Here is a 13,420-nt window from a genome sequence, read left to right on the forward strand (position 1 = left end):
GCAATATTCGACGAAGAAGACGGACGTGAACAGCAACAGCTTCAAGATCGGCGTGGTCTGCGCCAGTTCGCGCTTCTCGAAGGAGCGGGCCGACGCGGTCGAGGCCTGGATGGCCGAGCATCATCCCGACAGGGATGTGGCGGTGGTTTTCCACCCCGCCTGTTTCCTGAAACACGGCCATTTCGCCGGGGACGACCGGGCGCGGGCCGACGCCTTCGTCGAGTTCGCCAATGACCCGCGCATTGATGCGATCTGGTTCGCGCGGGGCGGCTATGGATCCTGCCGCATCGCCGAGTCGGTCATTCCGCGCCTGAACGCCGTGGCCCGAAAGAAGCGCTATATGGGCTATTCCGACGCAGGAAGCCTGCTGGCCGGAATGTACAGGGCCGGGTTCGAACATCTGGCCCACGGCCCGATGGCCTCGGATGCGGTGCGCCGCGACGAGGCGGCGCGCGGCGCCCTGGCCTGGCTGACGACCGGACGCACCGACTGGATCGAACCCTCGCTGGCGATCGATCCGCGACCCGCCGTCGCCTTCAACCTGACCATCCTGGACCAACTGGTCGGCACGGCGCTGGAGCCCGATCTGTCGGGCCACGTCCTGATGCTGGAGGAGGTGTCGGAGGCCGCCTATCGGATCGACCGGATGATGTTTCACTTGACGGGGCAGGAGTCGATCCGACGTGTTGCCGGAATTCGCCTAGGACGTGTTTCCGATGTCACGCCAAACGATCCCGATTTCGGACAGACTCCGGAGGAGATTGTTCGATACTGGTGCCTGAGATCCGGCATAGAATTCCTGGGACCGGCCGATATCGGGCACGACGACGCCAACAAGGTAGCGCCCTTCGGTCGCGGCTGAGGCGAACCGCCCGAGACGCAAAAGACACAGTCTCGCCTTGATCTGCCGGCCCGCGCCTGACGCCCTCTCGACACGTCCTGCGTCTGCACGTCAGATGCAGGTCCGCGAGGCGTTAGGACTTCGTTAAGCCAAGGCGTTGGGGGACGCTGCGGTTTACGCCTTCTGCGATGCGGCGGTTCGTTCGGACCTCGGGGGATGCCCGGACGAACCGCCTGATCGTTCTCCGATCATCGACGTGCCCGATCATCGACGTGAAGCGCCGCAAGGCTTATGGATCGCCCGGTGCGTTTCGACGAAAGATTCATCGATGAACTGAAGGCCCGCCTTCGGCCGTCCGACGTGATCGGACGGACGGTGAAGCTCAAGCGGCAGGGGCGGGAATATGTCGGCCTGTCGCCCTTTTCGAAGGAGAAGTCGCCGTCCTTCTTCGTCAATGACGACAAGGGCTTCTTCCACGACTTCTCGTCCGGCAAACACGGCGACATCATCTCCTTCCTGCAGGAGACCGAGCGACTCAGCTTCGTCGAGGCGGTGCAGCGGCTGGCCGGCGAGGCGGGCATGCAACTGCCGGCCGAAGACCCCAAGGAGGCCGAGCGCGAACAGAAGCGCCTGGGCCTGTCCGAGTGGATGGACCTGGCCCAGAAGTGGTTCGCCGCCAATCTGCGGCGCACGCCGGGCAAGGCGGCGCGCGACTATCTTGAGAAACGCGGCCTGCCCGAGGATCAGTGGGAGCGGTTCGGCCTGGGCTATGCGCCCAATGACCGCGAAGGGCTGAAACAGGCCCTGGTCCAGCGCGGGGCGCGACCGGCCGAGCTGGTCGAGGCCGGCTTGCTGATCTCGCCGGAAAGCGGAGGGCAGCCCTATGACCGGTTCCGCGACCGGCTGATGTTCCCCATCCTGGACGCGCGCGGCCGGATCGTCAGCTTCGGCGGCCGGGCCATGAACCCCGACGACCGGGCCAAATATCTGAACGGTCCCGAGAGCCCGCTGTTTCACAAGGGGGCCACCCTCTATGGCCTGCCCGAGGCGCGGCGGATCCTGGGGGCGGAGAGCCGGAACGACCAGGCCATCATCGTGGTCGAAGGCTATATGGACGTCATCGCCTGCCAGCGCGCGGGCCTGCCGGCCGTGGCGCCGATGGGCACGGCCCTGACCGAAGAACAGATGGAGCGGCTGTGGCGGGTCAGCCATGAGCCGGTGCTGTGTTTCGACGGCGATGCGGCGGGGCTGCGGGCGGCCTATCGCGCCATCGAACGGTCGCTGCCGCTGCTGAAGGCGGGGCGGTCGTTCCGCTTCTCGCTGCTGAGCGGGGGACAGGATCCCGACGACATCCTGCGCGACAAGGGGGCGCCCGCCCTGCGCCAGGCCCTGGCCGACACCCACGGCTTCGCCGAGGTGCTGTTCCGCCGCGAGCAGGACGTCGAGCCGCTGGATACGCCGGAGCGCAAGGCCGGCTTCAAGGCGCGGCTGCGGACCGCCGCTTCGGCCATTCAGGACAAGGACCTGGCGGAACAGTATCGCCGTGACCTGTTCGACCGGTTCGACGCCCTGTTTCCGCGCGCCCCCCAGCGTGCGCCCTGGACGCCGGGGCAGGGGCGGGGCCGGTTCGGGCCGCCGCCGAAACTGGGACAGACGGTCGAGGGGGCGCAGGCGATGCAGTCCCTGTTCCGCGCCGTCAGCCCGGTGGCGGCCGCCCTGGCCTATGCCGCCATTGATGATATCGAGCGGCTGGACGACCATCTGGAAGAGGTCAGCGTCCAGGGCTTCGGCGACGCCGCGCTGGAGGGGCTGGCCCAGGAACTTGTGCGGTTGCGCCTGTCCGGTCAGGCGTCCGATGCGGCCGTGGTGCGGCATCGACTGCGCGATTCCGGCTTCGAGCCCCTGCTGAAGGAGATCGAGAAGGCGGCGTCCAAGTCGGGCGCCTCCTTCCTGTCGTCGGATCTGACCGTGGCGGCATCGCGGGCTCACTGGCTGAAGGTGTTCGGCCTGATGACCCATCTGGCCGCCCTGTCCCGCGCCATCGAAACCGCCAAACAGGACATGGGCCAGGGCACGGGCATCGACGCCCTGGTGCGGCTGAAGGCCGAACGCGACGCCATCACCCGTTCGTTCGCGGCGCCGGACTTCTGGACCACCCTGATCTGATCCGCGCCGATTGGCGGGCTTCACGATCTGGAGTAGTCTCGCGCCATGGATGGTTCCCAGCCTGTCAGGATCACGCGCGAGGGCGATCATCAGGTCGTCCACCTGCCGAGCGGCGTCGCCGTTCCGGCGGACGCCGTGGTGCGTCAGGAGGGTGAGCGGCTGATCATCGAACGGGCGGGGCCGCGGATGGGGTCGGTCGAAAAACTGCTGGCTGTTCTGGCGACCATGGAGCCTATCGACGAACGGCTCGCTCCCTTCGATGACCCCCCTCCAGAACCGGTCGATCTTTGAGCGGCTATATGCTGGACACCAATGCGGTGTCGGATCTGATGTACGATCCGCTCGGCCCGGTCGGACAGCGCATGGCGATGGTCGCTACGGGCGATGTCTGTATCAGTCTGATCGTCGTTGCGGAGTTGCGGTTTGGCGTCGCCAAGTCCGGTTCTCTCCGGATCGCCGCGCAACTCGAGACCGTGCTTTCGGGTCTGTCCATCAGGGCGTGGGAAGCGCCCGCCGACTACATCTACGGCGACATCCGCGCCGACCTGCAGAGGCGAGGCCGACTCATAGGAGCCAACGATCTGCTGATCGCCGCCCACGCCCTGGCGCTGGACTGTATCCTCGTCACCGACAATGAACGTGAATTCTCGCGTGTGCCCGGACTGCGGGTTGAGAACTGGCTACGTCCTGGTTAGGCGGCCTTGACTCTGCGGGCGCGCGACGCCATCTGGCGCAATCGGATCATGATGCCTTAGTGCGCGAGGTCGAGAAGGCGGCGGCAAAGCCCGACGCGCCATTCCTGGCCGCAAATGCGCCCCTCGCCGAGGCAAGGGTCCGATGGTCGCAGGCGTTCGACGTTCCAACCTCCTGGTTTGGATGGGTTGGCGGGCGCCTCAGCCCAGGCGCGTGATGCGCCCCGGGCGAGGATGGAGCGTTTCGTCGGCGGAAGGCCGCGCGGAACATGCTTCGCCATGCGATCAAAGCCGGAACGACTTGGGAAGACAGAGTGGGCGCGTAACCTTACGCCTCGCCAGGCATTGTATTTTTCGCCGGGGTGGATTGATCACCCCCTCCGGCCGGAGACGAACTGACTATGAACGCACAGACCGAGACGCAGGACGCCGAGGTTACGACCGACGGCCCCCTGCTCGATCTGACTGACGCCGGCGTCAAGAAATTCATCAAACAGGCCAAGGCGCGCGGCTATGTGACGATGGAGGAGCTGAATAAGGTCCTGCCGTCCGAGGAAGTCACGCCGGACGCCATTGAAGACACCCTGGCCATGCTGTCCGAAATGGGCGTCAACGTCGTCGAGGCCGAAGAGGACGCGCAGGAGCAGCAGTCCACCGACGTCGCCGCCGCCGCCGGAACCGCCGTCGCCGAGGCGCCCGCCAAGGCCGCCTATGACCGCACCGACGACCCCGTGCGGATGTATCTGCGCGAAATGGGCTCGGTCGAACTGCTGAGCCGCGAGGGCGAAATCGCCATCGCCAAGCGGATCGAGGCCGGTCGCGACGCCATGATCTCGGGTCTGTGCGAAAGCGCCCTGACCTTCGAGGCCATCATGGTGTGGCGCGACGAGCTTGAGAACAACCGCATCCTGCTGCGCGAGGTCATCGACCTTGACGCCACCTACGGCGTGCTGAACCCCTCGTCCCTGCCCGGCGCCGTCCAGCCCGAGGCGGAAGAGGAAGAAGAGGCTGAAGAAAAGCCGGCCGCTGAAGAAAAGCCTGAGTCCGACGACGACGATGACGACGACTTCGACGACGGCGGCGGCATGTCCGTGTCGGCGCTGGAAGCCGAGCTGCGCGACGGGGTGATGGAGGTGCTGAACCTCATCGCCGCCGACTTCAGCGAGTTCCGGGGGCTGCAGGACAAGCTGGTCCAGACCCGCCTGAAGGGCGAGGTGCTGAGCGCCAAGGACTCCAAGGCCTATCAGACGCTGACGAAATCCATCTCGGATCGTCTGAAGACGATGAAGCTGAACAACAACCGTATCGAGGCCCTGGTCGAGCAGCTCTATGCGATCAACAAACGCCTGATCGGTCTGGAAGGGCGCCTGCTGCGCCTGGCCGACAGCTACGGCATCTCGCGTCCCGAATTCCTGAAGGCCTATTTCGGCGCCGAACTGGACCCGACCTGGACCGAGCGGATCAAGGAACAGGGCGTGCGCTGGACCAAGTTCAGCGACAACGAAGCCAGCCAGATCTCCACCATCCGCGCCGACGTCGCCGCCGTGGCCCTGGAAGCCGGGTTGCCGATCGACGACTATCGCCGCATCGTCCAGACGGTGCAAAAGGGCGAGCGCGAAGCACGGCAAGCCAAGAAGGAAATGGTCGAGGCCAACCTGCGCCTCGTGATCTCCATCGCCAAGAAATACACCAACCGCGGCCTGCAGTTCCTGGACCTGATCCAGGAGGGCAACATCGGCCTGATGAAGGCCGTCGACAAGTTCGAGTACCGCCGCGGCTACAAGTTCTCGACCTACGCCACCTGGTGGATCCGTCAGGCGATCACGCGCTCCATCGCCGACCAGGCGCGGACCATCCGGATCCCGGTCCACATGATCGAGACGATCAACAAGATCGTCCGCACCTCGCGCCAGATGCTGCACGAGATCGGCCGCGAGCCGACCCCGGAAGAACTGGCCGAGAAGCTGGCCATGCCGCTGGAGAAGGTGCGCAAGGTCCTGAAGATCGCCAAGGAGCCGATCTCGCTGGAAACCCCCATCGGGGACGAGGAAGACAGCCATCTGGGCGACTTCATCGAGGACAAGAACGCCGTCCTGCCCATCGACGCCGCCATCCAGTCGAACCTGCGCGAGACCACCACCCGCGTGCTGGCGTCGCTGACGCCGCGCGAGGAACGGGTCCTGCGGATGCGCTTCGGCATCGGCATGAACACCGACCACACGCTGGAGGAAGTCGGCCAGCAGTTCTCGGTGACGCGCGAGCGGATCCGTCAGATCGAGGCCAAGGCGCTGCGCAAGCTGAAACACCCCAGCCGGTCGCGGAAGCTGCGGTCCTTCCTGGACAGTTGAAGACGAGCAGGGGCGGCGCCGAAAGGGCCGCCCCTTTTGCCGTCAGCTGGGCGTTTCGACGACCAAGCCGACGATGCGCCGAACCAGCGGCAGGATCAGCAGCAGCACTGGGAAGGCGATCAGCCAAGACAGGCCCCAAGCCTGCATCCAGGCGGAGGGGAAGGCCGGAACGAAGCCCAGATTGCGCGCCGTGGCGATGGCCGAGACCACGAAAGTCATGAACAGTGACAGGATCAGGGGCATGATGACCGGCGCATAGCGCGCGGGCAGTCGGCGGAAGCGGATGATCGCAGGGTGAGGGTGCATGTGTGCGTCTCTCAATTTGGTCTTCGGCAATGGGCATCCGCCGGAAAGTCCGGCCCCGGCCGAAAACCGGGATGGATGCGTTGCCTGACGTGAGACGCTTACGATCGCCTGGGCGACGGGGCGCATATATCAGTTTGCGGGGTGGTCGCAACAGGCCCGACCTTTCTCTGGAACGGCCACCAGGGGCGCAGGAATAGGTCGGACTTGCCGTCGTCCTGAATTGCTGGTCTGGGGTCTGATGGGTCGAAAACACGTCAATCTGGGCTGCGCGCCCGGCAAGGCCGACCTGCCGCAAAAGCGCTGCGTCGCCTGCGGCCTGTCGTTCGCGTGGCGCAGGAAGTGGGCGCGGGACTGGGATCAGGTGCGGTTCTGTTCGGATCGGTGTCGGGCCGCCGGAGCCGCCCCGGAACGGCGATAGACGGCTCTCCGCCTCGTGACCGACGCGCCATCGGGAATCGGATAGGATTCGGGCGATGGCTTCCAATGTCCTGATGATGCGTGTGTCGGTCGGTCTGGCGGTCCTGCTGATCCTGAGCGGCTGCGTGCGGCGCGCGCCCGAGCCGCTGCGGCCGTCGCCCTATCCGGGACGGACGCCTGCGCCCCTGGTCGGGGGGCTGATCGACCGGCCTGTCGATGGGGGAACCCAGGGGGCGGTGGTGCGCGTGGGCGCGGACCTAGGGCGATGCCTGGCCGAACTGAGCGCCGCGCGCGTGACGTTCAGCCCCGCCCCGGATCGAACCAACAGCGCCAGTTGCGGCCTGAGACAGGGCGGGGCGTTGGGGCCCGACCTGGGCACGGTGGCGCGGATGGCGCCGGGGGATGTGCAGATGACCTGCCAGACGGCCCTGGCCCTGAGCATCTGGCGGCGGCAGTCGCTGGAGCCGGCGGCGCGCCAGATTCTGGGCTCGGACGTGGTCCAGATCGACCATATGGGGGCCTACGCCTGTCGCAATGTGAACAACGGTGTGGGGTCCAGCCGGGTCAGCGCCCACGCCCAGGCGGCGGCGCTGGATTTCGCCGGGGTGCGGCTGCGCGACGGGCGGCGCATCACGGTCACGAACGACTGGAACGGCGACGCGCCCGAGGCCCGTTTCCTGCGCCGCATCCGCGACGACGCCTGCCGCATCTTCGGCACGACCCTGAGCCCCGACTATAATGCGGTGCATTTCGACCATCTGCATCTGGAAGCCACCGACACGCGTTTCTGCCGCTAGGCGGCGAGCCATTCCGGCGTCCGCCCGGTCAGGGACAGACGCATGGCGCCGAGGTTGAAGGTCTTCACCTGGTCGGACGGATTTCACGCCTTCACCGTCGCCGCCAGCTCGCGCCCCAAGGCGCTGGAGGCCTGGGGGTCGAAGCAGGACCTGTTCGCCACGGGCCTGGCCAGCCAACTGAGCGGCGGCCCCGACCATGACGCCGCCCTGGCGGCGCCGGGCGAGGTGATCGAGCGCGGCCTGGCGATCGATGTCGGCAAGATCGGAAAGGCGGCCAGGCCGAAGGCTGCGGGACCGTCGAAAGCCCGGCGTGCGAAGCTGGAAAGACTGCAAGCCGAGCTGGACCGGCTGGACGCCGACCATCAGGCCGCTTCGTCGTCCCTCGACGATCAGCTTGAAGCCCTGAAGGCGAAGCGGGCGGACCTGGAACAGGCCTATGGCGCGCGCCGCAAGACGCTGACCCGGAACCTCAAGGCGGCCCGGGGCTGATCAGGCGGTGGCGCGGCCGCTTTCCGTCAGATGCGCGCCCTTTTGGCCCACCGTCTCCAGGGCCGAGATCAGGGCGCGGACGTCGATGGGTTTGGCGACGACGGCGTCCATGCCATGGGCCAGGCACTCGTCGCGCTGATGCGGCATGGCGTTGGCGGTCAGGGCGATGATCGGAGTACGGGGCAGACCCTGGGCGGCCTCGCGCTCGCGGATGGCGCGGGCGGCGCCGAAACCGTCCAGGACCGGCATCTGCACGTCCATGAGGACCATGTCCCAATCGCCGCCCAGCCAGGCCTCGACCGCCTGGGCGCCGTTTTCGACGATCGTCGGCTCGATGCCGAATTGACCCAGCAGGGTTTGCAGGACCAGGCGGTTGATGGCGTTGTCCTCGGCGGCCAGAACCCGCAGACCGGCGTCGCCCTGTCTGACGTCGGAGGCGGACGGGGCGGGCGTTCCGACCGCTGGGCCGAGCCAGGGCAGGGGAAGGACGACGGTGAAACGGGACCCCTCGCCCGGCCGGCTGTCGACATCGATCCGGCCCTGCATCAGCCGGGTCAATTCGTGCACGATCGACAGGCCCAGTCCCGTGCCGCCGAACTGGCGCGTGGTCGAGGCGTCGGCCTGGGCGAACGGATTGAAGATGCGCGCGATGACCTCGGTCGTCATGCCCACGCCTGTGTCGGCGACGGTCAGGACCAGGGTCTGGCCGTCGCGGCGCGCCGCGATGTCGATGCGGCCCCGAGCCGTGAACTTGAGGCTGTTGGAGATCAGGTTCGACAGGATCTGCCGCAGGCGGGTCGGATCCCCGCGATAGAGGCCGGCGGCGTCGCCGAGATCCAGCGCCAGGATCAGGCCCTGATCGTCGGCGGTGGACGCATAGGTCGAGCGGAGATTGCCCAGCAGGATCCCCAGATCGAAGGCCACGCTTTCCAGCTCCATCTTGCCGGCCTCGACCTTGGACAGGTCAAGGATGTCGTTGAGGATGGTCAGCAAGGCAGCGCCGGACTCGGCGACGATGTCCAGGCGTTCGCGTTGCAGGGCCGGCAGGGGATCGGCCTGCATGGCCTGGGTCATGCCGAGTATGCCGTTCATGGGCGTCCGGATTTCGTGGCTCATCACCGCGAGGAACTGGGACTTGGCGCGACTGGCCGCCTCGGCCCGTTCGGCGAGCCGCCGCATTTCCGTGACGTCCCAGTTGGCGCCGACCAGCCTGTCCGGCGCGCCGTCGACGCCACGTTCCAGGCTGCCGAATCCCTTGATGTGCCGGATCTCTCCGTCCGTCCGGCGTATGCGGAACTCGGTGTCCAGCAGAAGGCCGTTCAGGGCGGCGGCGGTGTCTCTTTGGAGCGTTTCGCGGTCATCCTCCAGAACGAAACTGGTGAAGAAATCGAGGTCCAGGACGTCCGGCGCCGGGGTGAGGAAGAGGTCGAACATCTCCGGCGACCACGACAGGGCGTTGGTGTTCAGGTCCAGTTCCCAGATTCCGATCTGGGCGGCGCGGGCGGCCAGGGTGGCGCGGTCCGCCAGCTTGAGCCGCTCGGCTTCCGCTGCCTTGCGGCCGGCGATGTCCTGAACGTGAGAGATATAGAACAGGGGCTCGCCCGCCGCGCTGCGAACCAGGGAGACGGTGCGAGCCGCCCAGGCGACGCCGCCATCCTTGCGGATATAGCGTTTCTCGATCTCGTAGGACGGGATGCGGCCGGAGGTCAGTTGTTCGAACAGGACGAGATCGGCGTCCAGATCGTCGGGATGGGTCACGTCCCGGAAATTGACCGTCCTGAGTTCGTCGCTGCTGTACCCCAGGAAGCGACGCAGGGCGGCGTTGCCGTTCAGCCAGACGCCGTCCAGCCCGAATACGGCCGTGCCGATGGGCGAATGTTCGACCGCCTGACAGAACTGCGCCACATCGAATGTGGCGATGTCCGTCGTCTGACCGCTCAGCATGGGCAGTTTCCCCGTGGAAGACCAAGTCTGCCGCGAAGATATTGCAACGGGGTGAACGGACGGTCGCGGAGGGCGACCGACCTCAGGCTTCGAAGATCGTCTCGAAGCCGCCGACGACCATCCGCCTGCCGTCGAAGGGCATCTCCATCTCGTGGAAGCGCGGATCCTCCATCATCTTCTTCTCGGCGGCGTCGCCGGTCGCCTTGTCCGGCCAGATGATCCAGGACAGGACCACGGTTTCGTCGGGCTCAAGCTTCACCGCCATCTTGAAGTCGGTGTGCTTGCCGTCGCGAATATCGACGCCCCAGTTCTCGACGACGGCCAGGGCGCCGAACTCCTTGAAGATGGGCGCGGCGGCCTGGGCGCACCTCAGATAGGCGTCCTTGTCCGCCGTCTTCACCGGGGTCACGAAGCCGGTCACATAGGTCATGGTCGTTCTCCTCAGTTGTTGGTTTCGGCCAGTTCGGCCAGTTGGTCGGCGACGGCGCCCCAGCCCTGTTCGAAGCCCATGGCGCGGTGGGCCTGCATCGCCTTTTCGTCCCAATGGCGGGCGACGGCTGTGTAGCGGGTGGCGTCGCCCTCGGGTTCGAAGGTGTCGATCCGGACGAAGTTCATCTCGCCCGCCTGCGGAAGCCAGCCCTCGGTCAGCGCGCCGGTCGAGACCAGCCGACGGCCGGGAACCACCTCCAGGAAGACGCCGGAATAGGCGTGGCGCTCGCCCTCGGGCGACTGCATCTCCACATTGGCGCGGCCGCCGGGGCGAAGGTCCCACTCAACGACGGGCGTAGTCCAGGGCCGGGGGCAGAACCATTCCCCGGTCCGCTCGACATAGATCTTCCACACGGCTTCGGGCGAGGCCTGGATCAGGCGGGTGACGCTGAGTTCGAAACGGTCGGACATATCGGCCTTCCGGTCAGACGGGCGTCAGTTCATGGGCGGCGAAGGCTTCGGGGCCGGCGGCGGCGGCGGCGGGATCCATCCACATGGTCTCCCAGATGTGGCCGTCCGGGTCCGCATAGCTGCGGCCATACATGAAGCCGTAGTCCTGAGGTTTGTTGGGGTCCGCTGTTCCGCCGGCCGCCCCGGCCTGGGCCACCACCGCCTCGACCGCCTCGCGGCTGTCGCGCGACAGGCACAGCAGCATCTGGGCCGAGGCGCGGGCGTCGGGGATCGCCCGATCGGTGAAGGTGCGCCATTTGTCGTGGGTCAGCAGCATGACGTGGATGACGTCCGACAGGACCATGCAGGCGGCCGTCTCGTCGCTGAACATCGGGTTCTTCGTGGCGCCGACGGCTTCATAGAAGGCGATGGACCGGTTCAGGTCGGCGACGGGCAGATTGATGAAAATCAGCTGGGTCATACGTCTCTCCTCTCCCTATGTTTGCTAACCGTGCCGCGTGAGATTAGAACAGTCAACCATGAAGTTAGAAAAAGTAACTACCAAGTTGGGTCGGCGGTATCACGACGCGTGCGGCGCCGCGCACGGGCTGGATCTGGTGGGCGAGCGTTGGGCGCTTCTGGTGGTGCGTGAACTGATGATGGGGCCGCGTCGGTTCGGTGATCTGAGAAAGGATCTCTGCGGCCTGTCGGCCAATGTGCTGACGCAGCGGCTGGAGGGACTGGAGGCGGCGGGCGTGGTGCGTCGCCGCAAGCTGCCGCCGCCGGCCTCGGTGCAGGTCTATGAGCTGACGGACTGGGGGTATGAGATCGAACCGGTCTTTTTGGTTCTGGGCCGCTGGGCCGCACGGTCGCCGGCGCATGATCCGACGCTGCCGATCAGCGCCGTCTCGATCATGCTGTCGTTCAAGACGATGTTCGACGCCGGCCGGGCCGGGAAGGCCGCCATGGCGCTCGGCTTCATCTTCGACGACGAGAGCTTCCAGGTGACGGTGTCCGAAGGTCGTCTTCAGGCGCAGCGCGGCCAGATCGCGGGCGCGGACGTGACGGTGACGACCCGGCCGCCGCTGCTCGCCGCCGCCGTCTACGGCAAGGCTCCGCTCTCGACCCTGGCGGCGGACATGACGATTGACGGAGACCAGGGGGTGTTCGAGCGGTTCATCGACTTCTTCCACCTCCCGGAAAAAGCGACGGAAAGCGTGGCCTTAGCAAGGTTTGGTAACACCTGAGCCTTAGCACAGCCTTCTCAGGTTGCTTTGGAGGCGGACGTGCTCAAGTCCTTGTCTATTTCCATCAAACTCATGATCGCCCTGGGCGCCATGATGAGCGCCTGCGGTGTGGCCACCCTGGTGGTCCTGTTCAGCCTGGTCTCCCTGCAGCGATCTGACGACGCCGAACGATCGGCCACCCAGATCAGCCGGGCCGCCGACCGGACCCTGGCCGCCGCCGTGGAACAGCAGAACGCCATGCGCTCCTATGTGGCGACGGGCGAGGCGGAATCCCTGACGAAATACGCTGAATCGAAGACGGCCTTCGATCAGGCTGTCCAGTCTCTGAAGACAAGCGACGCCGACGGCGTCGACGCCGGTCTGTTCAATGCGATGACGGCGGCGGCCGCCGCCTTCAACCAGCAGTCGCAGGCCCTGATGGACCTGGCCCGCGATCCGGCCCAGCGGTCGCAGGCGGTGTCGCAACTGACCACAACAGCCCGCCTGACCGATGTCCGCGCTGCCGTGAAGTCGATCGACGATCAGACGCAGGGCGTGCTGACCCGCAAGAACGCCGAGAAGCGCACGGCCTTCAACAGCGGCTACGCCGCCCTGGTGATCGGCGGGGTGCTGGCCCTGCTGGTGGCGGCGGCCATGACCCTGTGGCTCGTGCGGGCGCTCAGCCAGCCCATCGTGGCCATGACACGCGCCATGGATCAACTGGCCGCCGGCGACCTGAAGGTCGTCATTCCCGCCCAGGGGCGTGGCGACGAGATCGGCCGCATGGCCGCCTCGGTCGGCACCTTCCGCGACAATGCGGCCGAGAAGATTCGGCTGGAGGCCGAGACCCAGTCTCAGCGTTCCATCAACGAGGCCGAACATCGCGCCAACGAAGCCGAGAAGGCGCGCATCGCCGAAGAGGATCGTGTCGCCCTGACGGCTCTGGGCCAGGGGCTTGCGGCCATGTCCAACGGCGACCTGACCCACCGGTTCACCGCAGAGGTCGCCCCGCGCGCCGAACAGCTGAAGTCGGATTTCAACGCCGCCATCGCCCAGCTGCAGCAGGCCGTGTCGGTCGTGGTCGGCAATGTGGCCAGCATCCGCTCGGGCGCCGGCGAGATTTCGCAGGCCGCCGACGACCTGTCGCGCCGCACCGAACAGCAAGCCGCCAGCCTGGAGGAAACCGCCGCCGCCCTGGATGAGATCACCGCCACGGTGAAGAAGACGGCTTCGGGCGCCCGCCAGGCCTCGGACGTGGTTCAGGCCGCCAAGGGCGATGCGGAAACCTCGGGCGTTATCGTTCGCGACGCGGTTT

The 13,420-nt window shown here is 66.6% G+C and carries 15 protein-coding genes; 10 read left to right on the top strand and 5 right to left on the bottom strand.

Annotated elements, in window-relative coordinates:
- The first annotated feature begins 25 nt into the window (after positions 1-25).
- The 5 genes from ER13_RS06740 to rpoD all read left to right on the top strand — a co-directional run bounded on the left by ER13_RS06740 (position 26) and on the right by rpoD (position 6,047).
- Complete coding sequence (locus tag ER13_RS06740) at positions 26-862, top strand: LD-carboxypeptidase (protein WP_035307789.1); 837 nt, start codon at positions 26-28, stop codon at positions 860-862.
- Between the two features lie 270 nt (positions 863-1,132).
- Entirely contained in the window at positions 1,133-3,007 is a 1,875-nt protein-coding gene (gene dnaG / locus ER13_RS06745) for a DNA primase (protein ID WP_155988120.1), read from the top strand.
- A gap of 45 nt (positions 3,008-3,052) precedes the next feature.
- Entirely contained in the window at positions 3,053-3,298 is a 246-nt protein-coding gene (locus ER13_RS06750; protein WP_035307791.1) for a hypothetical protein, read from the top strand.
- 8 nt (positions 3,299-3,306) lie between these two features.
- Complete coding sequence (locus ER13_RS06755) at positions 3,307-3,702, top strand: type II toxin-antitoxin system VapC family toxin (protein WP_197019741.1); 396 nt, start codon at positions 3,307-3,309, stop codon at positions 3,700-3,702.
- Between the two features lie 398 nt (positions 3,703-4,100).
- On the top strand, positions 4,101-6,047 hold the full coding sequence (gene rpoD, locus ER13_RS06760; RefSeq protein ID WP_035307793.1) for an RNA polymerase sigma factor RpoD: 1,947 nt from the start codon (positions 4,101-4,103) through the stop codon (positions 6,045-6,047).
- 42 nt (positions 6,048-6,089) lie between these two features.
- On the opposite strand, the gene ER13_RS06765 is transcribed toward rpoD, so the two are convergent.
- Complete coding sequence (locus ER13_RS06765) at positions 6,090-6,353, bottom strand: DUF2798 domain-containing protein (RefSeq protein WP_081836160.1); 264 nt, start codon at positions 6,351-6,353, stop codon at positions 6,090-6,092.
- Positions 6,354-6,591: 238 nt separating this feature from the next.
- On the opposite strand from ER13_RS06765, the gene ER13_RS06770 reads away from it, so the two are divergent.
- From ER13_RS06770 to ER13_RS06780, 3 genes are read left to right on the top strand one after another with little or no spacing between them, the layout of a single operon-like run.
- Entirely contained in the window at positions 6,592-6,771 is a 180-nt protein-coding gene (locus ER13_RS06770) for a DUF2256 domain-containing protein (protein WP_035307813.1), read from the top strand.
- 55 nt (positions 6,772-6,826) lie between these two features.
- Positions 6,827-7,567, top strand: coding sequence for an extensin family protein (locus tag ER13_RS06775; protein WP_035307795.1), 741 nt, complete (start codon positions 6,827-6,829; stop codon positions 7,565-7,567).
- Positions 7,568-7,609: 42 nt separating this feature from the next.
- On the top strand, positions 7,610-8,056 hold the full coding sequence (locus tag ER13_RS06780; RefSeq protein WP_035307797.1) for a hypothetical protein: 447 nt from the start codon (positions 7,610-7,612) through the stop codon (positions 8,054-8,056).
- On the opposite strand, the gene ER13_RS17700 is transcribed toward ER13_RS06780, so the two are convergent.
- The 4 genes from ER13_RS17700 to ER13_RS06800 form a co-directional block, all read right to left on the bottom strand.
- On the bottom strand, positions 8,057-10,000 hold the full coding sequence (locus ER13_RS17700) for a PAS domain S-box protein (protein WP_052004959.1): 1,944 nt from the start codon (positions 9,998-10,000) through the stop codon (positions 8,057-8,059). It abuts the gene before it with no gap.
- Positions 10,001-10,082: 82 nt separating this feature from the next.
- The gene (locus ER13_RS06790) at positions 10,083-10,430 is read right to left on the bottom strand and encodes a DUF1428 domain-containing protein (protein ID WP_035307799.1); all 348 of its coding nucleotides are present in this window, start codon (positions 10,428-10,430) and stop codon (positions 10,083-10,085) included.
- Positions 10,431-10,441: 11 nt separating this feature from the next.
- Positions 10,442-10,900, bottom strand: coding sequence for an SRPBCC family protein (locus tag ER13_RS06795; RefSeq protein ID WP_035307801.1), 459 nt, complete (start codon positions 10,898-10,900; stop codon positions 10,442-10,444).
- Positions 10,901-10,913: 13 nt separating this feature from the next.
- Positions 10,914-11,360, bottom strand: a complete 447-nt coding sequence (locus ER13_RS06800) for a VOC family protein (RefSeq protein ID WP_008263565.1) — start codon at positions 11,358-11,360, stop codon at positions 10,914-10,916.
- A 58-nt stretch (positions 11,361-11,418) separates the two neighbouring features.
- Here ER13_RS06800 and ER13_RS06805 point away from each other — a divergent pair, with 58 nt between their 5' ends.
- The gene (locus ER13_RS06805; RefSeq protein WP_035307803.1) at positions 11,419-12,126 is read left to right on the top strand and encodes a helix-turn-helix domain-containing protein; all 708 of its coding nucleotides are present in this window, start codon (positions 11,419-11,421) and stop codon (positions 12,124-12,126) included.
- A 39-nt stretch (positions 12,127-12,165) separates the two neighbouring features.
- Positions 12,166-13,420 (top strand): methyl-accepting chemotaxis protein (locus ER13_RS06810; RefSeq protein ID WP_035307816.1); only part of this gene is annotated, 1,255 nt, incomplete at its 3' end.

This window comes from Brevundimonas sp. EAKA, assembly GCF_000698025.1.
GTDB classification, from domain to species: domain Bacteria; phylum Pseudomonadota; class Alphaproteobacteria; order Caulobacterales; family Caulobacteraceae; genus Brevundimonas; species Brevundimonas mediterranea_A.

Bases quoted from the DNA above. Each gene is read 5' to 3' on its own strand.
- dnaG (WP_155988120.1), top strand. From the start codon at position 1,133: ATGGATCGCCCGGTGCGTTTCGACGAAAGATTCATCGATGAACTGAAG.
- ER13_RS06750 (WP_035307791.1), top strand. From the start codon at position 3,053: ATGGATGGTTCCCAGCCTGTCAGGATCACGCGCGAGGGCGATCATCAG.
- ER13_RS06755 (WP_197019741.1), top strand. From the start codon at position 3,307: ATGCTGGACACCAATGCGGTGTCGGATCTGATGTACGATCCGCTCGGC.
- rpoD (WP_035307793.1), top strand. From the start codon at position 4,101: ATGAACGCACAGACCGAGACGCAGGACGCCGAGGTTACGACCGACGGC.
- ER13_RS06765 (WP_081836160.1), bottom strand. From the start codon at position 6,353: ATGCACCCTCACCCTGCGATCATCCGCTTCCGCCGACTGCCCGCGCGC.
- ER13_RS06770 (WP_035307813.1), top strand. From the start codon at position 6,592: ATGGGTCGAAAACACGTCAATCTGGGCTGCGCGCCCGGCAAGGCCGAC.
- ER13_RS06775 (WP_035307795.1), top strand. From the start codon at position 6,827: ATGGCTTCCAATGTCCTGATGATGCGTGTGTCGGTCGGTCTGGCGGTC.
- ER13_RS06780 (WP_035307797.1), top strand. From the start codon at position 7,610: ATGGCGCCGAGGTTGAAGGTCTTCACCTGGTCGGACGGATTTCACGCC.
- ER13_RS17700 (WP_052004959.1), bottom strand. From the start codon at position 10,000: ATGCTGAGCGGTCAGACGACGGACATCGCCACATTCGATGTGGCGCAG.
- ER13_RS06790 (WP_035307799.1), bottom strand. From the start codon at position 10,430: ATGACCTATGTGACCGGCTTCGTGACCCCGGTGAAGACGGCGGACAAG.
- ER13_RS06795 (WP_035307801.1), bottom strand. From the start codon at position 10,900: ATGTCCGACCGTTTCGAACTCAGCGTCACCCGCCTGATCCAGGCCTCG.
- ER13_RS06800 (WP_008263565.1), bottom strand. From the start codon at position 11,360: ATGACCCAGCTGATTTTCATCAATCTGCCCGTCGCCGACCTGAACCGG.
- ER13_RS06805 (WP_035307803.1), top strand. From the start codon at position 11,419: ATGAAGTTAGAAAAAGTAACTACCAAGTTGGGTCGGCGGTATCACGAC.